Origin of the sequence: Bradyrhizobium sp. PSBB068 (assembly GCA_016839165.1) — a bacterium.
Taxonomy (GTDB): Bacteria; Pseudomonadota; Alphaproteobacteria; order Rhizobiales; family Xanthobacteraceae; genus Bradyrhizobium.
The window spans coordinates 6,696,641-6,716,602 of record CP069300.1 but is presented as its reverse complement, the minus strand read 5'-3'; the positions used below and the strand labels follow the sequence as shown (position 1 = coordinate 6,716,602).

The 19,962-nt window shown below is 65.6% G+C and carries 18 protein-coding genes and 1 riboswitch; of the genes, 7 read left to right on the top strand and 11 right to left on the bottom strand.

Annotated elements, in window-relative coordinates; genetic code table 11:
• Window positions 1–25: 25 nt before the first annotated feature.
• Window positions 26–778 carry a class I SAM-dependent methyltransferase gene (locus tag JQ507_31200; protein QRI69287.1) on the bottom strand — a complete coding sequence of 251 codons (753 nt, stop codon included), beginning with the start codon at window positions 776–778 and terminating at the stop codon, window positions 26–28.
• Window positions 779–990: 212 nt separating this feature from the next.
• On the opposite strand from JQ507_31200, the gene JQ507_31195 reads away from it, so the two are divergent.
• On the top strand, window positions 991–2,307 hold the full coding sequence (locus JQ507_31195; protein ID QRI69286.1) for an MFS transporter: 1,317 nt from the start codon (window positions 991–993) through the stop codon (window positions 2,305–2,307).
• Between the two features lie 60 nt (window positions 2,308–2,367).
• On the opposite strand, the gene JQ507_31190 is transcribed toward JQ507_31195, so the two are convergent.
• Window positions 2,368–4,086: an amidohydrolase family protein gene (locus JQ507_31190; protein QRI69285.1), complete on the bottom strand. Its 1,719-nt coding sequence runs from the start codon at window positions 4,084–4,086 to the stop codon at window positions 2,368–2,370.
• Window positions 4,087–4,114: 28 nt separating this feature from the next.
• Here JQ507_31190 and JQ507_31185 point away from each other — a divergent pair, with 28 nt between their 5' ends.
• Together JQ507_31185 and JQ507_31180 are read left to right on the top strand one after the other, a co-directional pair.
• Window positions 4,115–4,351 carry a hypothetical protein gene (locus tag JQ507_31185; GenBank protein QRI69284.1) on the top strand — a complete coding sequence of 79 codons (237 nt, stop codon included), beginning with the start codon at window positions 4,115–4,117 and terminating at the stop codon, window positions 4,349–4,351.
• A gap of 193 nt (window positions 4,352–4,544) precedes the next feature.
• Window positions 4,545–6,113, top strand: coding sequence for a CHAD domain-containing protein (locus tag JQ507_31180; GenBank protein ID QRI69283.1), 1,569 nt, complete (start codon window positions 4,545–4,547; stop codon window positions 6,111–6,113).
• A gap of 33 nt (window positions 6,114–6,146) precedes the next feature.
• Here JQ507_31180 and JQ507_31175 read toward each other — a convergent pair whose 3' ends face one another.
• A complete protein-coding gene (locus tag JQ507_31175; GenBank protein QRI69282.1) occupies window positions 6,147–7,379 on the bottom strand; it encodes an MFS transporter in 1,233 nt (410 codons plus the stop codon).
• A 231-nt stretch (window positions 7,380–7,610) separates the two neighbouring features.
• Here JQ507_31175 and JQ507_31170 point away from each other — a divergent pair, with 231 nt between their 5' ends.
• Window positions 7,611–8,900 (top strand): hypothetical protein, encoded by a 1,290-nt coding sequence (locus JQ507_31170; GenBank protein ID QRI69281.1) that lies wholly within the window; start codon window positions 7,611–7,613, stop codon window positions 8,898–8,900.
• Window positions 8,901–9,015: 115 nt separating this feature from the next.
• Here JQ507_31170 and JQ507_31165 read toward each other — a convergent pair whose 3' ends face one another.
• Window positions 9,016–9,186, bottom strand: a complete 171-nt coding sequence (locus JQ507_31165; GenBank protein QRI69280.1) for a hypothetical protein — start codon at window positions 9,184–9,186, stop codon at window positions 9,016–9,018.
• A gap of 111 nt (window positions 9,187–9,297) precedes the next feature.
• Window positions 9,298–11,559 (bottom strand): TonB-dependent receptor, encoded by a 2,262-nt coding sequence (locus JQ507_31160; protein QRI69279.1) that lies wholly within the window; start codon window positions 11,557–11,559, stop codon window positions 9,298–9,300.
• Between the two features lie 107 nt (window positions 11,560–11,666).
• Window positions 11,667–11,865, bottom strand: a riboswitch (cobalamin riboswitch).
• 112 nt (window positions 11,866–11,977) lie between these two features.
• Between JQ507_31160 and JQ507_31155 the strand changes: the two genes are divergently transcribed.
• The 3 genes from JQ507_31155 (at window position 11,978) to JQ507_31145 (ending at window position 14,807) form a co-directional block, all read left to right on the top strand.
• Window positions 11,978–13,021 carry an iron ABC transporter permease gene (locus JQ507_31155; GenBank protein QRI69278.1) on the top strand — a complete coding sequence of 348 codons (1,044 nt, stop codon included), beginning with the start codon at window positions 11,978–11,980 and terminating at the stop codon, window positions 13,019–13,021.
• Window positions 13,018–13,791 (top strand): ABC transporter ATP-binding protein, encoded by a 774-nt coding sequence (locus tag JQ507_31150; protein QRI69277.1) that lies wholly within the window; start codon window positions 13,018–13,020, stop codon window positions 13,789–13,791. Before JQ507_31155 ends, JQ507_31150 begins: the two co-directional genes overlap by 4 nt.
• A gap of 224 nt (window positions 13,792–14,015) precedes the next feature.
• A complete protein-coding gene (locus JQ507_31145) occupies window positions 14,016–14,807 on the top strand; it encodes an ABC transporter substrate-binding protein (protein QRI69276.1) in 792 nt (263 codons plus the stop codon).
• Between the two features lie 190 nt (window positions 14,808–14,997).
• On the opposite strand, the gene JQ507_31140 is transcribed toward JQ507_31145, so the two are convergent.
• The 6 genes from JQ507_31140 to soxZ all read right to left on the bottom strand — a co-directional run bounded on the left by JQ507_31140 (window position 14,998) and on the right by soxZ (window position 19,946).
• Window positions 14,998–16,038: an MBL fold metallo-hydrolase gene (locus JQ507_31140; GenBank protein QRI69275.1), complete on the bottom strand. Its 1,041-nt coding sequence runs from the start codon at window positions 16,036–16,038 to the stop codon at window positions 14,998–15,000.
• 196 nt (window positions 16,039–16,234) lie between these two features.
• Window positions 16,235–16,690 carry a hypothetical protein gene (locus JQ507_31135; GenBank protein QRI69274.1) on the bottom strand — a complete coding sequence of 152 codons (456 nt, stop codon included), beginning with the start codon at window positions 16,688–16,690 and terminating at the stop codon, window positions 16,235–16,237.
• Window positions 16,687–18,435: a thiosulfohydrolase SoxB gene (gene soxB / locus JQ507_31130; protein ID QRI69273.1), complete on the bottom strand. Its 1,749-nt coding sequence runs from the start codon at window positions 18,433–18,435 to the stop codon at window positions 16,687–16,689. The genes JQ507_31135 and soxB overlap by 4 nt, the downstream gene beginning before the upstream one ends.
• Window positions 18,436–18,469: 34 nt before the next feature.
• On the bottom strand, window positions 18,470–18,784 hold the full coding sequence (locus JQ507_31125) for a hypothetical protein (protein QRI69272.1): 315 nt from the start codon (window positions 18,782–18,784) through the stop codon (window positions 18,470–18,472).
• Entirely contained in the window at window positions 18,781–19,638 is an 858-nt protein-coding gene (gene soxA / locus JQ507_31120) for a sulfur oxidation c-type cytochrome SoxA (GenBank protein QRI69271.1), read from the bottom strand. Before soxA ends, JQ507_31125 begins: the two co-directional genes overlap by 4 nt.
• Window positions 19,635–19,946 carry a thiosulfate oxidation carrier complex protein SoxZ gene (gene soxZ, locus JQ507_31115; protein ID QRI69270.1) on the bottom strand — a complete coding sequence of 104 codons (312 nt, stop codon included), beginning with the start codon at window positions 19,944–19,946 and terminating at the stop codon, window positions 19,635–19,637. The genes soxA and soxZ overlap by 4 nt, the downstream gene beginning before the upstream one ends.
• Window positions 19,947–19,962 lie beyond the last annotated feature (16 nt).

The window sequence follows — 19,962 nt, the reverse complement described above, 5'->3', positions numbered from 1 at the left end:
GGTCAGGCGAAGCGATGGCGATGCCTCATTGCGGCTTCTGGTATTTCAGGACGAACTCGTCGATCGGCACTGCGGCCTTGAAGACGGGAATGTCCTTCGGGTCCTCCGCATGATGCAGGAAATCGCCCTCGGCGACCAGCTTGAAACCGGCGGCCTCGATCTCCTGTTTCAGGGTGCTCTCCTCGATCCGGTGCAGCGTCTTGGCGACGTTGGTGCCGTCGCCCGGCTTGGCCGAGTGATCCGCGATCACGAGATAGCCGCCCGGCTTGAGTGCTGCGAACATCTTCCTGTTCATGGCGTCGCGATCGACCGGCAGATAGCTGATGTCGTGATAGAAAAAGAAGAAGGTGATCATGTCGAAGTCCTTCACCTCGGGCGGAATCGGATCGTCATAGTCTCGCACCACATGGACCACGTTCTTCATCGCGGGCGCCTTCGCGCGAGTGTCGAATTTGTCCTTCACGAATCGCTCCAGCACACTGGCCGAATCCTGGGCGTAGACCTTGCCTGACGGGGCGACGGTGCGCGCCAACAATTCGGTGCTGTAGCCCGCGCTCGCCGCCATATCGAGGATAGTCATGCCGGGCTTGACGCCGGCGAAGGCGAGCATCCTGGCCGGCTGCCGGCGCTGGTCGGTCTGGCGATCGGCGTCGCTGCGATCGGGTGCGGCGACGATTGCCGCATAGTCGGGGCTCGCCGCGTCCTGCGCGCGGACAGCGGGCGCCGCGGCGGACAACAATGCCATGCAGGCGGCTGCGCGTAGGATTGATCTGCTCATGGAATAACCCCGGGCTTTCTTCGTTGCGCAGAACATAGCAGCGCCGCCATGACAGATCACCGTGTCGCGGCCGCGCCGACGCGATCGTGATCGGCTGTTACGGCTGCGACCATAGGAAAATGCGCTGTTGCGTTGCGCGGCGAGGCGTGGCTAGCATCGCCGATTGGGGCCGAACTTACGAAGCCAAAAAAACAAACGACGGGGAGCCAGACATGACGACACAACCGATGCCCAGGGGGATGGTGAAGAGCACGCCCAAAGGCGCCTGGCAAATCACCTTCCTTCTGTTCCTGTTCATGGTGGTGAACTTTGCGGACAAGATTGTGGTCGGTCTGGCGGGCGTCCCGATCAGGAAGGATCTGGGCCTCACTCCCGAGCAGTTCGGCACCCTCGGATCGTCGTTCTTCTATCTGTTCTCGATCTCGGCGATCGTGATCGGCTTCGTCGCCAACCGGGCGTCGACGCGCTGGATTCTGCTGATCCTGGCGCTGATCTGGGCGGTGACGCAGTTTCCGATGGTCGGGACGGTCGATTTCACGACGCTGATGATCTGCCGCATCATCCTCGGCGCCGGCGAAGGACCGGCGGCGGCGGTTGCCATTCATGCGATTTACAAATGGTTCCCCGACGAGAAGCGCACGTTGCCGACCGCGATCCTGTCGCAGGGTTCGGCGTTCGGCGTGATCCTGACGATGCCCGCGCTGGGCTGGGTCATCAACAGCTACAGTTGGCATCTGGCGTTCGGTGTGCTCGGTGTCGTCAGCCTGCTCTGGGCCGTCGCCTGGTTTGTGTTCGGCAAGGAAGGGCCGTTGGTGTCGACGGCGGCTGTCGTCACCGAAGAGCAACGGATTCCCTACTGGCGGCTTCTGACGTCGCGCACCTTCATCGGCTGCGTGGCGGCGACCTTTGGCGCCTATTGGGCGCTGTCGCTCGGGCTCACCTGGTTCACCTCCTTCATCATCGAGGGACTGGGCTACACCCAGCAGCAGGCCAATTTCATCTCGATCCTGCCATGGGTGTTCGGCGCTGTCGTCGTGATCCTCACCGGCTGGATCTCGCAGCTGATGCTGGCGCGCGGCTTCACCACCCGCGGCGCGCGCGGCGTGCTCGGTTCGGTGCCGCTGATCGTCGGTGGCTGCATTCTGGCCACGCTGCCCCATGTCGCGCCCGGCCCGCTGATGATCGCACTGCTGGTGGTCGGCTCCGGGCTGTGCGGCTCGATCTATGTGGTGTGTCCGGCGATGCTCGGCGAGTTCACCCCGGTATCGCAGCGTGGCGCGATGATCGCGATCTACGGCGCATTGTACACGCTCTCGGGCATTCTGGCGCCGCAGGTGATGGGCAGTGTGATCCAGCATGCCGGAGCCGTGATGGCCGGCTACATGACGGGCTTCACCATCAACGCAGCGATCATGGTGGGGTCGGGCGTGTTCGGGTTGCTGCTGCTGTGGCCGAACACCGAGCGCGCACGGCTGACGGGCACGTCGCAGCCGGCGGGCGCGATCAGGGGCGCGGTGTCGTCGACGTAAGGCAGGCACACGCTTCACCCTCCCCTGCTCTCCAGGGGAGGGTGCATTGCCGCACCTATCTCAGTTCAATCCCTGTGCGCCGCGCACCAGCCTGCCCGGCCGTGCGCCGGTGGCCTTGCCCTCGCGCTGGGTGACGATGCCGGAGACGATGGTGGCGTCGTAGCCGTCGACCTGCTGCAAGAGGCGGCGGCCGCCGACCGGGAGATCGTAATGCACCTTCGGCGGATGCAGATGCAGCCGATCGTAATCGATCACGTTGACGTCCGCCTTGAAGCCGGGCGCGATCACGCCGCGATCGGTGAGGCCGACCGACAGCGCGGTCTTGCGCGACTGCGCTGCGATCACGAACGGGATCGAGAGCTTGTCGCCGCGGCTGCGGTCGCGGGTCCAGTGCGTCAAGAGATAGGTGGGGAAGCTGGCGTCGCAGATGATGCCGCAATGTGCGCCACCGTCGGACAGGCCGGGCACTGCGCTCGGCTCGCGCAGCATCTCGTGCACGGCGTCGAGGTTGCCGTCGGCGTAGTTCAGGAACGGCACATAGAGCATGCCGCGGCCCTCGTCGGTCAGCATCGCATCATAGGCGAGCTCTTCCGGCTGCCGGCCCTGGCGGCGCGCTTGCGGGCCGAGCGCGTTCTCCGGCGGCTGTTCATAGTCCGGCGGATTGCCGAGCAGGTACATCTTGTCGTAGTTCGGCCGGAAGAACAGCGGATCGTCGGTCGCCGTCGCGCTCTCGCTCAGGATCGCGGCGCGTATCTCGGGCCGGCGCAGATGCGTCAGCCGCTCCGCCAGCGGGAGCTTCGCGATCTCGCGATAGCTCGGATGGGTCTGGAACGGGTTGCGCGACAATTCCAGCCCGAGCAACAGCCCGACCGGCCGCGCCGCGATCTGCGTCGTGATCGACAGGCCGCGCGCGGCGGCTTCATTGATGGTGTCCATGGTCTGCCGCCAGCGCCGCGGAGCCTTGTCGGCCTGCGCGACCGAGAACGAGATCGGGCATTTGGTGTTCTCGGCGACCCGCAGCATCATCGGCAGGTCTTCGTGGACGGTGCTCTGGTCGAGCACGAATTGCAGCACGCTGCGGCCGACGCCGTGCATCGCGCCGGCGATCGCGGTCAGTTCGTCCTCGCCCGCCTTCAGCGTCGGCGTGTAGTCGCCGGTCGAGGTGCGGTGATTGAGCGTGCGCGAGGTCGAGAACCCCAGCGCGCCCGATCGCACCGCGTCGCCGGCGAGCGCAGCCATCTGCTTGTTGTCCTCGGGCGTTGCCGGATCGCGGCGTGCGCCGCGTTCGCCCATCACATAGACCCGCAGCGCCGCATGCGGCAGTTGCGCACCGATGTCCATGTCGAAGCTGCGCTTCGACAGCCAGTCCATGTAGTCGGGGAAGCTTTCCCACGCCCAGGGAATGCCGGCGGAAAGCACCGGCTCCGGAATGTCCTCGACGCCCTCCATCAGCTGGATCAGCCGGTTGTGATCGCTCGGCCGGCACGGCGCGAAGCCGACGCCGCAATTGCCCATGATCGCCGTGGTGACGCCGTTCTGCGATGACGGCGTGATGTCCTGGCTCCAGGTCACCTGGCCGTCGTAATGGGTGTGGACGTCGACGAAGCCGGGCGCCACCAGCCTGCCGCGCGCGTCGATCTCTTCCTTGCCCTTGGCGGAGACCTTGCCGACTTCGGCGATCTTGCCGCCGGTGATTGCGACATCGGCTTCATAGAGCTCGCCGCCGTTGCCATCGGCGATGGTGCCGCCGCGGATCACGAGGTCTGGGGTCGAGGTCATGGCGTTTCATCCCGGGGCTGCTTTTTGATTGTCCGGCATCATCGGCGACCCCATCGTGCTGTCAACCAGCGCCGATGAAGCTCTGGAATGCGCTGGCGGCGATTGGATCGCGCGCCACCATGCCGCGGAAATTTGTTCCGCCGAGCGGGCGCGCCCGCGCACCAGGTCCTTCCGGCCGATACTGCCGACGACGCGCTGGTCCTCCTGCGCGAGACAGAAGCGAGACGCCGACCTCAAGCAGATTTTGTCGCGGCGATCGGAATGAACAACGCCGCGCGCCCGTGTAGCACGCCCCTTCGCCCTTGGCTGGCAACCCGGACAAATGCGACTTAAAGCGGTATTTTTGATACATTTTACGGCTATTACACGCTGGGATAACGGCAATATGCCTTGTCATTGTCATGAAACGTTCATAGACCATGAGGGGAACGATATCATTGAATGGACGGCGGCCGGTCGTGACCGATGCAGGGACTGCTATTGCCGTCAGGCATGGCGATCAGGCGGAGTTCGAGCTCAAGCTGCTTGCGCCGCAAGGAAGCCTCGAAAAGCTGCGCGAGGCGCCCTGTATCGTGCAGCATGCGCGCAACCGCGGCGCATATCACCGGCTGGAAACCGTGTATTACGACACGGCGGAGCGCCTGCTGTTTCAGCGGGGCATGTCGCTACGCGTGCGACACAGCGGCAAGAACTTCATCCAGACGCTGAAGCTTCCACCCGATGACGGGCAGCCCCTGAAGCGACGCCAGTGGGAGATGCCGGTTGCCGGCATCACCCCCGACCTCGCGCTGTTCCCCGCCGACGAGGTCGGCGATGTCGTGGCGGCGCTGAGCAACGACGCGCTGGTGCCGGTGTTCGCGACCAAGGTGCGCCGGCACGCGCGACAACTCGATCTGCCCGACGCGTCGGTTGAAGTCGCGTTCGACGAGGGGACGATCGAGGCCGATGCACGCCAGGAGGTGCTGTCGGAAATCGAGATCGAACTGAAGAGCGGCAATGCCGGCGTCCTGTTCGATCTCGGAACGCAGTTGCTCGACGCCGCGCCGTTGCAGATTGGTACGCGCAGCAAGGCGGAACGCGGCTATGCGCTCGCGTTCGATGTCGCGCCATCCGCGGCGAAGGCCGAGTTGTCGGGCATCACCGCGGAGCTTGCGGTCGACGACGTCATCGCGCTGCTGGTAGGGTCCTGCTGGCATCATCTGTTGAAGAATCATGCGGTGGCCGAGCAGGGCTCGGATCCCGAAGGCGTGCACCAGATGCGCGTGGCTTTGCGGCGCTTGCGGACGATCTGCGCGCTGTTCCGACGCGACATTCCATCGCCGGCATTTCTGGCGGTCAACGGCGAAGCCAAATGGCTGATGCGGAAACTCGGCCAGACCCGGGATTGGGACGTCTTCGCCGAAACGACGATCACCCGCCTGGTCAAAGCGGTACCGGATATCGATCTCGGCGGTCTCCGCCAAGCGGTCGAACAGCGCCAGAAGTCGAGCTACGGCGCCTTGCAGGACGTTCTAGCCGATCCCCGTTGCAGCCGCTTCCTGCTCTCGCTGGGGCAGTTGGTGGAGCGCCGCAGCTGGCGCAACGAGATCGACAGCGAAGCGCTGGCGATCCTGTCGCAACCGATGCCGGTGCTTGCCGATCGCATTCTGGAACGCTTGCACCGCAAGACATTGAAGCGTGGTGCGCGGTTCCGGCGGCTCGATATCCATGCGCAGCACAATCTGCGGATCAACCTGAAGAAGTTGCGCTATGCGGCGGAGTTCTTCCTGCCGCTCTATGCAGCCCACGCACCGGCGAAGCGCTACGTGAAGCGGCTCGCCGGGCTGCAGAGCAGTCTGGGCCGGGTGTGCGACATCGGAAGCACGCGCGTGCTGCTCCAAACCATCCGGCAGGACGACCAGCCTGAACTTCATCTCGGCATCGGCGCGATGGCCGGCTGGCTGGCCCGCGATCAGATCGCGATGGCGAAAACGCTGCGCAAGAGCTGGCGGCGGTTCAAGACGGCGCCCGCGTTCTGGGGCCGGTGACGCCGGCGTCCACAGGCGATCCGTGCGGTTGCCCTAACGGGGCTGCGCCTGGATCGTAAACCCGGAGGCCTGCGGCTTGCGCTCGGTGACCAACGCAAGCAGCACGGTCAGCACCATGAAGACCACCGACGCGCCGAACACCCAATGCGGCATGTGCTGGTCCATGATCCAGCCGAACAGCAGCGGGCTGACGATGCCGCCGAAGTTGAAGCCGGTCGAGACGATGCCGAAGGCGCGGCCGGCGGCACCGGGAGGCGCGGCGTTGCGCACCATCATGTCGCGCGACGGTGCGATCACGCCGCCGAGGAATCCGGCGAGCCCGAGCGTAAGCGTCAGCGCCACCGGCGGCAGGCTCACCAGCGTAACCAGCAGCACCAGCACGGCATTGACCGCGAAGCAGGCCGCGGCGAGCTGGCTGTGGCGATGGGTCCAGTCGGCGAGATAGCCGCCGGCGAGCACGCCCGCGGCGCTGGCGCCGAGGAGTGCGGTCAGCGCGATGTTGGCGGTCGAGAACGAGGCGCCGTAGCCGCCCATCAGCGCGACCACGCCGAAATTGTTGATGCCCGAGGTCGACAGGCTCAGCAGCGTGAAGAACGCGGTCAGCACCATCAGCGCCGGCGTGATCACGCTGGCCTTGGCTGCGGTATCGTCCTTTGCCTTGGTCTTGTTGGCGCCGGCATCGGGAATGCCGAGCACGATCAGGAACAGCGCCACCAAAGGTCCCACCGCGCCGGCCACGATCAACGCGCCGTGGCCGCCGATCGAGGCGACGAGAGCTGCGATGATCGCCGGTGCCACCGCGCCGCCGAGGAAGCCGGCAAAGGTATGGATCGAGAAGGCGCGGCCCATCCGCGCCTCATCCATATGGGCCGACAGGATCGCGTAGTCGGCCGGATGATAGACGCTGTTGGCGAGGCCGAGCAGCACGGCACAGACGATCAGCGAGGTGTAGCTGAGATGCAGGCCGAGTCCGATCAGCGCACAGCCGCCGACGGTCAACCCGACCAGCAGGATCTTGCGCGCGCCGATATGGTCGGCAAGGTAACCGATCGGCGCCTGGGTCAGGCCCGACACCACCGCGAACACCGTCAGCGCGAAACCGAGCTCGACATAGCCGACGCCGAGCTGCTGCTTCAGGAATGGGAACAGCATCGGCAGCACGAAGATATGGAAATGGCTGACCCAATGGGCGACCGAAATCCCGGTCAGGGTGCGCAGCGCGCTGTCGGTTCTCGCTTGCTGCGGTGCGGCCAGAATGTCGACCATTGCTGAGACAACCCCATCTTCCAGCGCGTTTTCAAGCGAAGTGGATACCGGTTCGCGTGAAGAAAACGCGTCAAATGAAAGTAATGCCCGGCAGGGCCGCCAGAAAATAGAGGCTGGCCGCTAATTGTCCATGAACGCAGGTGCATGGCTGCCCCCGGCGCGGGCGTGCCGGATCGACACATGCGGCATTAAAGGCGGCGACAAAGTGCGGGGCTGCGGTGATGATCGGCCATGATCGACGCCAAGAAGCCGCTCCGGGTGCTTGTGTCAGAGGGCTCCAGCACCTCCGGCCGGGAGGCGATCACGATCCTGGGGTTGGCCGGCCATCACGTCGAGGTCTGCGATCCCTCACGCTGGTGCCTGGCCCGCTATTCCCGCTTTGTCCGCAAGTACCACCATTGTCCGCCGCTGCGGTCGGATCCGGCCGGCTACCTGCGCTTCGTCGAGCAGCTGTTGGCGTCGCAGCATTTTGACGTGCTGCTGCCGACCCATGAGCAAGGCTTCCTGTTCGCCCGCGCCGCGGCGCGGCTGACCTCGCGCACTGGTCTGGCGCTGCCGGATTTCGCCTCCTATCGCGCCGTGCACAGCAAGGCCGGCTTCAGCCGGCTGCTCGACCAACTCGGCCAGCCGCAGCCGCCGACCCGGATCGTGACCTCGGCCGAGGAGCTGCGCGACGGCCTGCAGTTTCCGTCCGTGGTCAAGACGTCGGTCGGCACCGCGAGCCGCGGCATCTGGTTCGTGCGCGACGCCGGCGATCTCAATCGCGCGCTCTACGATCTCGAATCGTCAGGCGATTTTGCCGGCGAGGTGCTGGCGCAGGATCTCATCACCGGTACGGTCGCGAAGGCGCAGTCGGTGTTCTGCCGCGGCACGCTGGTCGGCTTCCATGCCTACCGGCAGATCGCAGCCGGGGTCGGCGGCGGCGAGGCGATCAAGGAGAGCGTAAGCCGGCCGGCGATCCGCGCCAATCTCGAGACCATCGGTGCGCATCTTCGCTGGCACGGCGCGCTCTCGGTCGACGTCATCATGCCGCTCGACAGCGCAACCCCGCTGTTGATCGACTGCAATCCGCGGCTGGTCGAGCCGATGAACGCCTACCAGTCCGGCACTGATCTGGTCGATCTCTTGCTGCGGGTCTCGCGCGGCGAGACCCCGGCGCCGCTGGGGGAGAGCCGCGCCGGTGTGCGGACGCACCTTGCGATGCAGGCGCTGCTCGGCAGCGCCTCGCGCGACGGCACGCGGCGCGACCTGATCCGGGAATGCGGCCGGATCGCTGCGGGTGAAGGCCTCTATCGGGGCAGCGCCGAGGAATTGACGCCGGTCCGGCTCGATTGGCTCAGCGCCGTGCCGCTCGGGATGACGGCCGCGCTGCTGCTGGCCTCGCCGCCGATCGCCGCATCGCTGGCGCGCGGGGGGTTCGGCGCGCACCTGCTCGATCGCGGGAGCATCAGGACAATCGAGGGGGAGGATTTCTTGCACGATCCCTCAACACGTCGTCCCGGCGAAAGCCGGGACCCATAACCACGAACGGTCCTTGGTGAGTGACGGTGGAACAACGAGTCCCATTCCCAACATCCGCCGCGGAGTATGGGTCCCGGCTTTCGCCGGGACGCCGTGGGGATGGATCGTTCATCGCTCACAACGGCTCGTCATCATTGCCGTAGCGGTCGAGCTTCGGCGTGGCGATGTCGCCATCCTCGTAATCGTCGTCCTGAGACGCCGCTGGCGGCGGCGGCTTCTTTGGCTTGTCGTCGGGCTTGTCGCGAGCCGTGGCGCCGCCCTTGCTTGTCTTTCCTGCCTTGGCCATGCGTTTCCTCTGCACGGGTCAAATCATCTGCCGGAATTCTACTCAGTTCCCTGGCGCTTGTAACGTGAGGAGATGGCGCGGCCGGTCACACTCCGCCGCGCCAGTCAGGCTCTAGAAGGTCGCGCCGGCCTTGACCATGTAGGTGCGGCCGGGCAGCGGATAGGCCGAGAAGCGGCCGGCCGTGAACGAGCTCGCGATGGCGTAGTCGTAGTACAGCGCGTTGAACAGGTTGTTGACGCTGAGCGACCAGAAGAAGCGGTCGACTTGTCCGCTCAGCTTCAGATCGGCGGTGGCGTTGCCGGGGATCCGGCTCTGGGTGTTGGCCTGATCGTTGTCCATGATGCGCGAGCTCCAGGCCCGCACCGTGGCGTCGAACACCAGATAGTTCTGCCAGATATTCCAGGTCAGGCCGATGTTGCCGGTGTAGCGGGAGACCAGCGGCACGTCGTTGCCGGCCCACATGCCGTCGCGGAACACGGCACGGGTGATCGCCATGCCGCCGCGCAGCGTGACGCTGTCGCTGACCTTGAGCGATGCGCTGGTCTCGGAGCCATAGCGCCGCGTGGGGTCGAGGTTGACGTTGTAGAACAGCACCGGGTTGAAATGGATCTCGTTCTCGAGGTCCATCAGATAGACGCTGGTCTGCACCTGAAACAGGTTGGTCTTGACCCGGAAGCCGCCCTCGACGTCCTCTGACGTCTGGGTCTTGAGCTGGAAGTTCTGCGGCAACGGGTTGAAGAACGCGTCGAAGCCCGGGCCTGACAAAACGCGCTCATCGACATCGGGCGTGCGGAAGGCACGCGCGGCGCGGCCGAACACCGAGAAGGTGTCGGTGAAGCGATGCTCGATGCCGACATGTGCAGCGTACTGCGTCTCGTTGCTGCCGAGCGGGGAGGCCTGCGTGTCGAACGCGAACGGCGCGTTCGGGTCGTAGCGGTCGCGCGCCGAGACGTTGGTATTCTGCACGCGCGCGCCGTAGGAGAAATCGGTCGTCGGCAACAGACCCAGCGTATGCTGCCAGTAACCGGCGACGGTCTGCTGCTCGATGTTGTAGATGTGGAAGGGGTCGACGCCCTGATAGGCGCCGCGCGCCTCGCGGAACGTCGAATCGTAATAGTCGATGCCGGTCAGGATCGTCGACGGCATTCCGAACGCGACGTTCTTGATGCTGAGCCGCGGTGTCAGCGACCAGGTCTGCAGCGCCGCATCGTTGTAGGTCGAGGCGAAGCTGATGGTCGGCACTGTGCCGAAGAAGCCGCTTTGCGTCTCACGCTGCCGCCAGCCGCCGTCGACGATGAGGTCGACGCCGTTGGTCAATGTTTTGGTAAAGCCGGCCGTGACGCTTGCCGTCTGCTGGTTGGCGTAGTCGAACGGCGTCGCCGCGCCGCGGCGATCGGTGAGCAGCTGGTTGACGCCGATCGACGGATCGACCAGCCGTCCGCCGGGCAGGCCGAGCTTCTGGTCGCTGCCGGTGACGGTCAGGAAGGCGATTAGATCCGACGTGGTGTAGTTGACGCTGCCGACCGCGTTGCGCTGGTCGAGCGCATTGTTGACGCGGTAGCCGTCGGACTTGATGCCATTGCCGTAGAACGAGGTCGACCAGGGTCCGGAATTGAGCGCCGCGGACACGGCCGCCATCCGGCTATTGAAGGAACCGAACCCGCCCTCGGCCCTGATCGTGGCGGGTGGACCGCCAGCGCCGGTCTTGGTGATGATGTTGACCACGCCGCCCACCGCGTTGTCGCCATAGAGCACCGCGCCGCTGTTGCCTCTGACGATCTCGATCCGCGCGATCGAATCGAGCGGGATCGTGGTGAGGTCGAAGCCGGCCTTGTCGACGTCGTTGAGGCGGCGGCCGTTGAGCAGGAACAGGGTGTTGTCGGAGGCGAACGCGCCGAAGCCGCGCAGGTCGACCGAGGTCTTGGCGCCGTTCGGTCCTCCATAGGGCGTTTGCAACTGCACGCCCGGCACCTGCGCGAGAATCTCGGGCAGCGACTGCACCGGCGAATGCGCGATGTCGTCGGCCGTGATCACGGTCGAGGAGGAGCCGACAATACCGGCGAACTGGCGGCCGCCACCGGCGTCGCCCGTTCCGGTGACTACACCGGTCCCGGTCGCGCCCGATCCGCTTCCGCTGCCCGCGTTGTTGCTCTGCGTGGTGCCCGGCGCCGGGCGGCGCGGTGCCGGTGTTTGGTCGGCCGCCGGCTTGGCGCGCGTGACATTCTGGTCGCCCGGCTTGGTGACTTCGATCGCGGGCAGCTGATCGGGAGCGGGCGCCTGCTGCGCCCGCGCGGCTGAGATGATGATTGACGGCACGATCATCGTCGACGCGAGCAGAAGCGCGCGGCGCCGACGGGCAGGGTAGCAGAACATAGGCGAGACCTCGGTAACGTCAGTGGCACGTCACCGCGAACCAGTCTCACCATGTGCTTGCCGCATCAGGTGAAGCTCATGCCTGTACTCCCCGACCGGCATCCTCGCGTGTGACCACGGCTGACGGCAGGTCTCCTGGCTCGCGGGTCGTTACCCTTCGTCGCCTTCCCAGGACCGAGACTCCCAGTGGCATCTGACGAAGGATTCACCGCATACAGTTGCGGGGGCAGCCGCGGCCTTGGGGAGGTTTCCCCGCACCGCATTCCCTTTTCATCTCATCAAAGAACCGTCATGTTCATCTAGGGTTCGGCCGCGCAGCAAAGTCAATCCGGCGGCGGTCGGGCGATCGCCGCACGGCCACGGTTTTTGTCGAGTGTCGCTTGTCTGCCACGGCGATCGCTGTAAGAGCATGGATCCAATGAGCGTGCAGGAGTTTGCCTTGGCGGCCGAGGTCGCGGCGCGGCGCCGGTGGGGTGCCACCGCGGCGCTGCTCGCGCTCGTGGCGCTGCTGCTGGTGATCTCGCTCGGCATCGGGCCGGTGCGGTTGTCGCCGCTTGCGGTGATCGAGGCGCTGTTCGGCGGCGGCAGCGACGTGGCGCAGGTGATCGTGCGCGAGATCCGCCTGCCGCGCACCATCCTTGCATTCGCGATCGGCGGCATTCTCGGGCTGTCAGGCGCGGCGCTGCAGGGCCTGCTGCGCAATCCGCTGGCCTCGCCATCGCTGTTCGGCGCGCCGCAATCCGCGGCATTCGGCGCGGTGTTGGTGATCGCGCTGGGGCTTGCCGATGTACGCTCGTATGCACTGCCGGTGGTGGCGATCATCGCCGCCTTCGGCTCGGTGTTCGCGCTGCTCGCGATCGCCGGCCGCAATGCCGGGCTGCTGATCCTGATCCTCGCGGGGCTCGCGATCTCGAGCTTTGCGGGAGCCGCGACCGCCCTGGTGATGAACCTCTCCAGCAATCCGTTCGTGGTGCTGGAGATCGCGTTCTGGCTGCTCGGCTCGCTGGAGGACCGCAGCTTCCAGCACGTGGCGCTGGCGCTGCCCTTCATCGTCGCGGGTGCCGCCATCCTGCTGAGCCAGGCGAACGCCTTCCGCACGCTGACGCTCGGCGAGGAGGCCGCACAGAGCCTCGGCGTCGATGTCGCCCGGCTGCGGCTCCTTGTGATCACAGGCGTTGCGCTCGGCGTCGGCGGCGCGGTTGCCGTGACCGGCACGATCGGTTTCATTGGGCTCGTCGCCCCGCATCTGATGCGACCGCTGATCGGCCACGATCCGGCGCGGCTTCTGGTGCCGAGCGCGCTTACCGGCTCGGCCCTGCTGCTCGCCGCCGATATCGCGGTGCGCATCATCCCGTCGACCTCGGACATCAAGGTCGGCGTGCTGACCTCGATCATCGGCGTGCCGTTCTTCCTCTATTTGATCATGCGCGAACGCCGCGCGCTCGGTGGGGGCGTGGCATGACATTGCTTACCACCAGTGGTCTCTATGCGTCGCTCGGCCGTCGCGAGGTGCTGCATGATATTTCGTTGTCGCTGGCCCCGGGTCATCTGGTCGCGCTGGTCGGGCCGAACGGCGCCGGCAAGACCACGCTGCTGCGCGCGCTGGCCGGGCTGATCCCGTCGAACGGTGAGATCCGGATCGGCGACGATGCGCTGGCGTTGCTGCCTCTGCGCGAGCGCGCCAAGCGCTTCGCCTATCTGCCGCAAGGGCACATGGTGCATTGGCCGCTGCCGGCGCGGGACATCGTCGCGCTCGGCCGCTATCCGCATGGCGCCACCGACCCGGGACGGCTGTCGCCGAGGGATGTGGAAGCCGTGCTGCGAGCGATGCAGGCGGTCGACGTCGTCGAATTCAGTGATCGCCGCGTCACCGAGCTGTCCGGCGGCGAGCGCAGCCGCGTAGCGCTGGCTAGGGTGCTCGCGGTCGAGGCGCCGGTGATCCTCGCCGACGAGCCGACCGCATCGCTCGATCCGCGCCACCAGATCGACGTGATGCAGAAGCTGCGCAATGTCGCCGACACCGGCGTGCTGGTCATCGTGGTGACGCATGATCTCGGGCTCGCCGCGCGCTTCGCCGATCATGTGTTGGTGCTGTCGGAGGGACGGCTGGCGGCGCAGGGCACGCCTGATGAGGCATTGTCGGAGAGCGTCCTCGCCAGCGTGTTCCGGGTCAGCGCCTATCGCGCCGAATTTCGGCGCGAGACAGTGATCGTGCCGTGGGCGGACGTGTGATGATCCGGCATTGCCACGAACTCGGTGCACCTCTCCCGCTTGCGGGGGAGGTCGCATCGCATCAGGGATGCGATGCGGGTGCGGGCTCTCTCCACAATGCGATTCGCGGAGAGAACCCCCACCCCAGCCCTCCCCCGCAAGCGGGAGAGGGGGCGCAGTTTCGGCGCGGCCGGCATCTCGCTTCGTTTCACCTTGCGCTGGTGTTCGCGTTTCTGACATGGATCATGTCGTGTAATGCCGCGTCCGCCGCCGGACCACGCATCGTCTCGATGAACGTCTGCAGCGACCAGCTGGTGCTGTCGCTGGCCGATCCGGATCAGATCCTCGGTCTCAGCCGCTTCTCGCGCGACGCCTGGCAATCCTGGACCGCCGGAAAGGCGCGCAACTATCCGCGCCTGTCCGGCGGGGCCGAGGACGTTCTGCTGCTCAAGCCCGATCTCGTCGTCGTCAGCCTGTTCGACAAGCGCGCGACTCGCGACTTGCTCAAGGCCCACGGGTTGTCTTTGGTCGAATTCACCGTGCCGCGCACGCTGGACGAGGTGAAGGACCAGATCCGGGCGATGGGCGACGTGCTGCAGCATCCGCAGCGCGCGCAAGCCGATATCGCGCGGCTCGACGCGGCCGTCGCGCAGGTGCGGGCGGTCGCGAGCGCGCATCACTATCGCGTGCTGCCGCTGGAGCGGCGCGGCTTCGTCGCGGGCGACAGTAGCCTGATCAGCTCGTTGCTGGCGGCAACCGGCCTGACCAATGCCGCAGGCGAGCTCGGGCTTGGTGCCGGCGGCTTCGCTTCGCTGGAGGCGATCGTGCAACTACGGCCGGATTTCATCCTGGTGTCGGAGGCCGGGAATCACGCCGAGGACGAGGGCCGCGCCTTCCTGTTGCATCCGGCGCTGGAGCGCTTCTATCCGGAGGGCAAGCGCATCGTGTTGCCCGAGCGGCTCACGGTATGCGGCGGCGTGATGCTGGCCGATGCGCTGGATCGGCTGACGGAAGAGCTCAAGCGGGTGACGCGGTAGAGCGGTCCCGTCATCCCCGCGCAAAGGCTTCGCCTTTGTCGCTGGAGGTGCGAGCTCTTGCGAGCCTCGAAGGATGCGCGGCCCGGACATTTCCACATGTGCAGAGAGCGGGACCGTCGCCCTTCGAGGCTCGCCGAAGAGGCGAATACCTCAGTGACGGTGATATTCATGTGTGCGCGCGGTTAGGCGCCTATCCCATCACCACCGGGCCGCCGGCCTTCTTCCAGGCGTCGATGCCGCCCTCGATATGGGCGGTGTTGGTCAGTCCGGCTTTCTTGGCGGCGGCGACCGCCATTGCGGAGCGCTCGCCGAAGGCGCAGAAGAACACGACGCGGCGGCCGGTCGCGGCGGCGACTTCGCGCAGCATGCCTCCCGGCTGCAAGGTGGCGCAAATCCCGGGATACGGCGCATGCAGCGCGCCCGCCAGCGTGCCGTGCTTGGCGCGCTCGGCGCTCTCGCGCAGATCGACCAGCAGCACGTCGGGCCGGCCGAGGCTTGCGATGGCGTCGCGCGTGTTCAGCGAGAGGCCTTCCTTGGCAAGTTCGTCCTGGTGCAGGCCGACATGCATGTTAGCGGGCACCACGACATCCATCAGCTTCGGGCTCGGCAGATTGAGGTTGTTCATCAGCTCGACATAGTCGTCGATCGATTTCACCTGCAGCCGCGGATTGTAGCGCTTCTCCTCGCCGATGGTGGAGACGGTGTCGCCCTTGTAGTCATGCGCGGGAAACACCATCGTCTCCTCGGGCAGCTTGAGCAGGCGGTTGAAGATCGAATCGTATTGCGCCCGCGCGCTGCCGTTCTGGAAATCGGTGCGACCGGTGCCGCGGATCAACAGCGTGTCGCCGGTGAAGACGCGGTCGCCCATCAGATAGCTATAGGAATCGTCGGTGTGGCCGGGCGTGTACATCGCCTCGAGGCAGAGGCCCTCGATCGTCACCCTGTCGCCGTCGGAGACGCGCATCGAGACCACGTCGGCCTTGCTCTGCTCGCCCATGATGGTGATGCACTGGGTGCGATCGCGCAGTTCGCCGAGGCCGGTGACGTGATCGGCATGCAGATGGGTGTCGACGGCTTTCACCAGCCGGAGGTCGAGTTCTTGCAGCAGCTTGCAGTAGCGGTCGGCCTTTTCCAGCACCGGATCGAGGATCAGCGCCTCGCCGCCGGCGCGGCTCGCGAGCAGATAGCTGTAGGTGCCGGACACGCTGTCGAACAGCTGACGAAAGATCATGGCGGCTTACCTATTCTTCGATTCAAGTCATTAGAAGCATATTATTCCATAAATATGGTTGATTCAAAGCAAATACATCCCCGCGGCGCCCGGCCCGCACCCCTAGATCCAGCGTCATCCTGGGCAGCGCGTCGCGCGTCTTGAAGGGGCGACAACCCGGCTCTTTCCGATGACGGGTATTCGCTTTGGGGGATTCCTACGGCCGCACCAGCGTGTAGCCGTTCTCGGTCAACAGCAGGATCTGTGCGACACCAACCTGCACCGGCGTGGCGGCGGCGATGTAGTCCGGCCGCTTGCCGGTGTCGCGCTCGATGGTGTCGACGGTGTTGAGGCAGATGTCGATCCGCGCGCCCTGCGCGACCAGGCTCTCGACCAGCTTGCGATTGGCGTTATCGGGCCTCAGCAGCTCGATGCCCGGGCCGAAGGCGACGATCTCGACCGCGACCTTGTCGGGGTCGTAGTGCTTCATCAGATTGCTGGCGACGCTGAGGACGAGGCCCTGCTTTCTCGGATCGTTGTCGGACAGCTGCAGCACGACCTTGTGCTCGGCGAACGGCTTGTCCTGCAACGGCGCGAGCTGGGCGCGGGCGAGCGGCATCGCCAGCACGATCAGAGCACAGCCGAACGCCGCGATCAGCGCGCGCCGCGTCATCCGTGCCTCGCAATGCCCAAATTGCCCTCGACGCCTTTCAACGTCACGCCGGGTTCTTCGCGGTTCGGCGGCCGGCCGGCGCGTAGATGCCTGGCGACGACATCCCAGATCGGCGCGCCGTTCTGCTGGTTGACGGAAGCCCAGCCCGCGACCTTGTAATGCTTGCCGGCTTCGAGATGCTTGCCGTTGCCGAGCTTCAGCTCGGAGATGCGCTTGCCGACGCTCTCGGTGGGCGTGCAGGTGTAGGCGAGGCCGCCGACGCGCACCATGTCGCCGCCCTGCTGATAATAGGGATCGGCGTTGAACAGATTGTCGCAGACGTCTTCCAGCACATCCTTGATCTGGCTGCCGGTCATCGTCGCGAGGTAGGTCTCGGGATAGGTGATCGCGGTCTCCGACAGCACGTCCTCCATGGTGATCGGCTGGCCGGCGAGCGTGGTGAGGCCCCAGCGGAAGCCCGGCGACAGCGCGATCTCGGCGTTGAGCTCGTTCAGCAGCGCGTCGCAGATCAATTGGTCGACGGTGCCGGAGAAATTACCGCGGCGGTAAAGCAGGCGGTCGGCGGTGCCGAGCTTGTCGCTCCATTCGTCGGCATGCGGATCGCGCATCTTGTCGATCAGTGCCTGCATTGCGGGATCGGGCTTCAACAGCTCGGCGAACACCGGCAGCAGGCGGTAGCGGAGATTGGCGACCTTGCCCTTGGCGAGGTCGAGATCGAGCACGCCGATGAACTTGCCGTTGGAGCCGGCATTGGTGACCAGCGTGACGCCGCCGGCATTGGTCACCGTGATCGGGATCGGGATCGCGTCATGGGTGTGGCCGCCGAGGATGACGTCGATGCCGGTGACGCGGCTGGCGAGCTTGAGGTCGACATCCATGCCGTTATGCGACAGCAGGATCACCGCCTCGACCTTGTCGTTGTTGCGATGGCCGTCGACCAGCTTCTGCAATTCGTCGTCGCGGATGCCGAATGTCCAGTCCGGCGTGAAGCGCTTGGGATGCGCGATCGGCACATAGGGGAAGGCCTGGCCGATGATCGCGACGCGATGGCCGCCGATCTCCTTGATAACAGACGGCTTGAACACCCGCCCCGAGGCGGGATCGAACGCCTTGGCGTCGTTGAACGCGGCTTCCTCGGTCAGGAATACGTTCTGCGCCAGGAACTCGCCCTTGAAGCGGGAGAGATTGTCGCGCAGCACCTGCTCGCCATAGGTGAATTCCCAATGCCCGGTCATCGCCTCGATGCCGAGCAGGTTGGCGGCCTCCACCATGTCGGCGCCGTTCATGGCGTTGGCAAGCCCGGTGCCCTGCCAGAGGTCGCCGCCGTCGAGCAGGATCGAGCGCTTCTCGCCGACATCGGCGCGCAACTTGTCGATCAGCGTCTTCAGATGGGCAAAGCCGCCGAGCCGGCCGAAGCGTCCGGCGGCCTTCTCGAACTCGACACAGGTGAAGGCATAGGCGTCGGCGCTATCGGGCCGGATGCCGAAGCGGTCGAGGAATGCCTTGCCGACCAGATGCGGCGGCTGGCCGGCCATCGCGCCGACGCCGAGATTGACGCTGGATTCACGGAAGAACACCGGCTTCAGCTGCGCATGGGTGTCGGTCAAATGCAGGATGCGGGCGTTGCCGAAGCGTTCGAGGTCGTAGACGCTCGCGGTATCGGCGCCGCGGGCAAGGCGGGGCAGGCCGGCCACAAGCGTCGCGGCGGCCGAAGTCTTTAGGAAATCCCGGCGGCGGATGATCATCGCTCTCTCCGCGCGGCCCGTGGCCTGCGCGCCTTTAACGAACTTCCATGTCCTTCCAGCGTTCCTTTTCGCTGGTCGCCTGGAAAATCGATGCCTTTGCCAGCGCCTCGGCCTCCTTGGCCTGGGCGACTGCGGTGTCGAAATCACCAGCCTCGCCGGCCTTTTTTGCGGCGGCGAGCGTCGAAGCTGTCGTGGTCCACTGGTTGCGCAGAGAGCCGGCTTCCTTGTTGGCGGCTTCAGCCGCGGCATAGGCCGCCTTGTAATCGGCCTCGGAGGCGGCAAGGGCGCTGCTCCCGGCTGTGGTCAGCAGGGCCGATGCGGCGAAGATGGCTCGCATGACCGTCCTCATGGCCGTGCTCCCGGCCCCGAAATCGGCAGCCCGTTGCTGACATAGGACAAATAATATTCGAGGTTGCGGTATTCGTCGTCCTGCGGATCGAGCGGCACGCCGCGGATCTGGCTGTTGCAGGTGGTGAAGCGGCGGCTGGTGGTGCCCATGCCCGACCATTCCGAGCGGTAGATCGGCATCGCGTTCAAGATGCCGAGCGCCGGCGCCAGCACCTCGGCGCGGATCCGTTCGCCCGGGCTCTGGATGTGGCAGGTGGCGCAGGAGAAATTGAGCTGGCCGCGGCGGGTATAGAAATATTCCTTGCCCTTCTGGTAGGCCTGAAGCGCGCGCGGATCGTTCGGGATCTTGATGTCCATCGGCTTGCCGCGCGAGGTGAAGGCCATGTAGGCGGTGAGCGCCGCCATGTCGTCCTTCACATAGGAGAACGGCGCCTCGCCATTGGCCTCGCGGCAGCGGTTGAGCGCGAGCTCGAGCGTGACGACCTTGCCTTCCTTCTCGTCGAAATAGGGATAGGTCTGGCGGATGCCGATGCCCTTGTTCGGGAAGCAGTCGGCGTAGGTCTTGCCGTTCTTGAAGGGCGTCGAGAACATCTCCTTGCCGGCTTCGAGCGAGAACTCGTAGGGCGGAAACTGCTCCTTCTCTTCCCATTGCTTGTGCAGGTCCTCGTTCATCGAATAGGGACCGTTGACGAAATCCTCGAGCTTCAGCTTGGGGAATTTGGTGGTAAAGAATTTCTGGAACGCGGCCTTGTCGGCGGTGGGATCGACGCTGTCGGCCGCGCGTGCCGGCGCGAGCGCCAGCACGCCGAGCGTGAGCGCGGCGAACGCGGCGCGGATTACGAGGCGCCGCGTCATTGAATCTTCGCCGTGGTGGCGTCGGTCGCACCCTTGTTGTCGACCCAGCTGACCTTGAGTTCGCCGTCCTTCTTGCCGCCCTTGAAGGCGAACTTGACATAGGGGTCCTTGGACACGCCGCCGCCCCAGTCGGCGACGAACACCGGCTTGCCGTCATATTCGAAAGTCAGCACCTGGATGAAATGCGGCGGGATGATCTCGCCCTTGGCGTCCTTGACGAAGCCGGAATCCATCGGATGCTGGATCAGCGCCTGCACCTCGGTGGTGTCGCCGTTCGAGGTGGCGCGCACGCGAATGCTCGATGCCATCGGTTTGCTTCCTTGT